The sequence below is a fragment of the Pseudomonas sp. NPDC079367 genome (assembly GCF_044542195.1).
Taxonomy (GTDB): domain Bacteria; phylum Pseudomonadota; class Gammaproteobacteria; order Pseudomonadales; family Pseudomonadaceae; genus Aquipseudomonas.
The window spans coordinates 1-3,605 of record NZ_JBITTW010000080.1 but is presented as its reverse complement, the minus strand read 5'-3'; the positions used below and the strand labels follow the sequence as shown (position 1 = coordinate 3,605).

Sequence of the window (3,605 nt, the reverse complement as noted above, 5' to 3'; positions counted from 1 at the left end):
CACAGGCGCTGAATGAAATGCAGGTCGGACTCATCGTATTGCACGCAATACTCACGCTCCGGGTACTCGGCGCCGAGCTGGAAGCTGTAGGCGTCAGAGAGAATGCCGCGATCTTCCAACACCTGGGCGATGATTTTCGGCACCGTCAGTTGCTGGAAGATCTGCTGATCATGGTTGTGCTGCAGGTAGGCCAGTTGCGGCACCAGGCTGATGCTGTAGCGGGTCAGGGTCTTGCCGGAGTCGCCCTGCTCGATGCGATAGACCTGGCCGTGAATCTTGCCTTCGCCGGTGGCGCCGAAGGTCAGGCAGGCGCGCTTGTGCAGCAGCTCTTCGAGCTTCAGGTCGGGGCTGGTTAGCTCAATCCTCTCCTGACCAATACCAAAGGGTATCGCCCCAATTCGAACCGCTGAAACTCGGTAAAATTTCCCCTTGATCGAAGTACCTACGGGATTCTTTTTGCGCTGGGGTAAACCAGTATCCTGCCATGCTACAAGGCTGACCTGCTTCAAGCCGTGCGGGTGATTTTGAGCGATTTTCTTCTTGGTCGAAGCGAGAATACCAACGCGCGGAGCTGTCTTCTTCGAAGCAGTTTCCGTAAGGGGAATAAGTATGCAATTGATCAGGCGTGGGAATCCGCAACGATTTGAAGACTTGATTCACTGAAATATACGCCGCTGGCAAAGCTTCATTAATTGAGCCTAGGTCAGGAAGGTTGCCGGCGCGAACAATCAGCCCATATTGATATTCAAAAACCTCTACATCGCCGCGCCCGCTGAAGGAATGACTTATAGCGTCTATGCCTCCAAGCTTTTCGGTAAATCGATTGCTAACAATAGTATACCAATTGATGCCTTTAATGTGGTCTAGCAGTTCGCGTTTGAAGTTCGTGACTAAAGAATCGACTTCAAGACCTCTATACTGCTGGGCAAGTTGGAATTCCATAGGCATGTAACTATCGAAATCAAATGGCAAAATGCTGGAAAGTCCGCCATAACCGTGATCGGCCTTAACTTTATCGGCTAAGTAAATAATCCAGTCTTGGTAACGAGCCGCGCCATCGGGTTCATTCAGTATGGTCCATGGTAACGTCATTTTAATAAATGAACGTCTTTGATCGCCATGTACTTCAAAAGAATTCAATGCGGATAGGCTGTATTCCGAGGCTTCGTTAGCCGACCCAGCACTGCTGATGTGCCATTCATACTGTTCGTTTGGGCCGGTTTCGAGAATGTTCAATATTTTTTTATTGAAGTTTACATCTGTGAGCTTTTTGTATCTTCCATCATATTGGCCCTTCAAATGCTGGCCGAATTCTTCTTTGAATCTTTCGAAACACTGCGTGACGGCTTGCTTGCTTTGCGGCGTATAGCCCTCTTTGAAATATAACGTGGCAATCAATCCCAGTTTTATAACTGGGGTGCCATCCGGTAATTCAAAAGTAAGACCGGGAGCTTGCTCAGTCAGTTTTTCCAATGCGTTCATAGTTTTCTCTATTATCCTGCGGACACTGCTGCGGTGACGGCAGCACCACCTAAAATACTCGCTAGCAACGCCCAAGAAACCTGTGCTAATCGGACGATAACTAGTATGGCCGCAACTATTGCTGCGGGAACTCCTGCCGCTACAAGTGCTGCACCAATGGCGAATGCAACAACCACCGTGGCTACCACAGTCCCGACTCCAATCAAGACCTGCATCCAGTCAATTTCTTTGAGCATATCAACGGTCAAATCTGTGTAATGTTGAATTTCTTTCCACGCGGCGCGTAATTGTGCGTCTGTCCAGCTAATGACCTGAGCGCCAGTTTCACTGACCCATTCCCACGCTTTTTTAGACTCGCGTCTGATCCATTGTCCCTTAACTCCCAGCCAAGTGGCCGCATCTTCCAGGTTTTGTTGAACTTCATCGGAAAGAATGCGGATTCCTTTGGCCCCCTGTTCCAATAGACCATCCACTGCTTCTTGCACCTGCTGTGTCCAGCTTTCTACGTGTGCAGGTTTGGGGGTAACTGTCGGACCATACGCCGGCACAGGAACAGGTGCAGGTCGAGGAGCTTGCCCTGGTTCGCCTGAAGGCGGCAATAAAACGGGCCATTGTAGAGGGTTAAACTCACCGGTCGGTTTATGTTCCCTGTTGTATTGGTTATCACGCTCACGTTCACCGTCATCACGGCAATCGTTTATTTCCAACACAGAAAACCGCTTCGGGTCCCCTGCAATCTCTAGATAGGCTTCACGCTGAGCCAATCCGAGAACATCGCCGGGAAATTTCACTTCTACGAGTCTTGCCAGATTGTCAGGATGGTGAACCCCTTGATGATCTACTCCCGCTCTTCCGGGCCAGCGTAGGCTGCGCGTTTTGACAATGATTACGTCCGGGCGCCGTAATAGGCCTTTCACGGATCCTTTTGGAAAAGGAAATAACGTATGCCGTCTTAACGGATCGGGGGGGATGTCGATACCAATCAGCGATGAGCTTAAAAATGGCTTTGGAGGCAAAGAAGCCATGTCAAAACACACTTCTGCCTTATAGTCCCAAAGAAAATCCCAGCGGTATTCGTCCGCACGAATTAATCCACTCATGACGAGTTGCTTTAGCTCGAGACCTGTGACGCCACCGTCTTTAGTTCTTTTGATAGACAACTTTGGAAATCTTGAGGCGTAATTTGCTTTTTCCATCAGATAGGGCTTGTTTTCAGGGTTGGGTAGCGGTGCTTCCTTGATCGTCCCTTCAATACTGGTATTTGTGCACCCCTGTGGTGTCTGAGGTGGTTGCATTACTGCCATGTATCAACCCTCCGAATTGGCGTCTTTGAAATCCAAAATCATTTCCTTTGGAGCACTCTCACCAGCTCTTATCAATGGCTCTTCCGGCTCAGGTTTACGAACTGGCGTCAAAAGCTCCACCGCGACGGGATCACTGCTGTGGGCCAGGAAAGTTTTTCCTTCTTTGTTCGTGTAGCCACTTATGAGCGTGCCGTCGGCTAGCTTCAACGTATATGGGCTCGCTATTAGTGGCTCACCTGTTTTCTCATCCTGAAGCAGGTATCTAGCTTTGTGACTTCGTGGCGCATTTTCGAGTAATTTCCCGAATTTATCCTTGTCTGCGAGCCCTGGAATCAACGGCGCCAGAATCCCAATCCCTGCCCCCACCCCCGGCGCGCCTCCGGTATTGACCTTTACCTCGGCGCCGCTGATGGTCACACCACCCGCATCAACCTTCACAAAACTCCCGCCTGCCTTGGCCGTTAGTTCCATGCCGCCCTCAATCACCACCTTCTCACCAGCGTGGTAGTGAATCTCCGTCCCGGCCTCAACAAACTGCCCAGTCCCCACCTTCACATGCTGCGTCACACCCACCGTCAGGTGATCATCCGCGCGCATCTCACTGATGCGATCCAGATGGGTAATCCGGTGTTCTTCAACCTTGAACTCGCTCAACACGTTGGCTTCAACGGTGTCATGCCGTTCGTTGCCGACGCGGATTTTCTGGTCGTGTTCGATGTTTTCGTCCCAGTCGCGCTGGGCGTGGATGTAGATCTGTTCGGCGCCTTTTTTGTCTTCGATGCGGAATTCGTTGTAGCCCTTGCCGCCCGGGGAGCTGAG

Annotated in this window: 3 protein-coding genes and 1 pseudogene; all 4 read right to left on the bottom strand. The window is 50.8% G+C overall.

The features are described 5' to 3' along the window. Positions 1-362: pseudogene (locus tag ACIGDJ_RS28095) on the bottom strand (contractile injection system protein, VgrG/Pvc8 family); the annotation flags it as partial. Beyond that, complete coding sequence (locus ACIGDJ_RS28090) at positions 358-1,482, bottom strand: type VI immunity family protein (protein WP_101159020.1); 1,125 nt, start codon at positions 1,480-1,482, stop codon at positions 358-360. The pseudogene ACIGDJ_RS28095 and the gene ACIGDJ_RS28090, both read right to left, overlap by 5 nt. Before the next feature lie 11 nt (positions 1,483-1,493). After that, positions 1,494-2,786, bottom strand: a complete 1,293-nt coding sequence (locus tag ACIGDJ_RS28085) for a VRR-NUC domain-containing protein (protein ID WP_397480269.1) — start codon at positions 2,784-2,786, stop codon at positions 1,494-1,496. Positions 2,787-2,789: 3 nt separating this feature from the next. Continuing rightward, positions 2,790-3,605, bottom strand: an 816-nt coding sequence (locus ACIGDJ_RS28080; protein ID WP_397480270.1) for a bacteriophage T4 gp5 trimerisation domain-containing protein, incomplete at its 5' end; no start/stop codon positions are given.

What these genes read in the sequence shown, in the direction of transcription:
- ACIGDJ_RS28090 (WP_101159020.1), bottom strand. Translation starts at nt 1,482, where the DNA reads ATGAACGCATTGGAAAAACTGACTGAGCAAGCTCCCGGTCTTACTTTT.
- ACIGDJ_RS28085 (WP_397480269.1), bottom strand. Translation starts at nt 2,786, where the DNA reads ATGGCAGTAATGCAACCACCTCAGACACCACAGGGGTGCACAAATACC.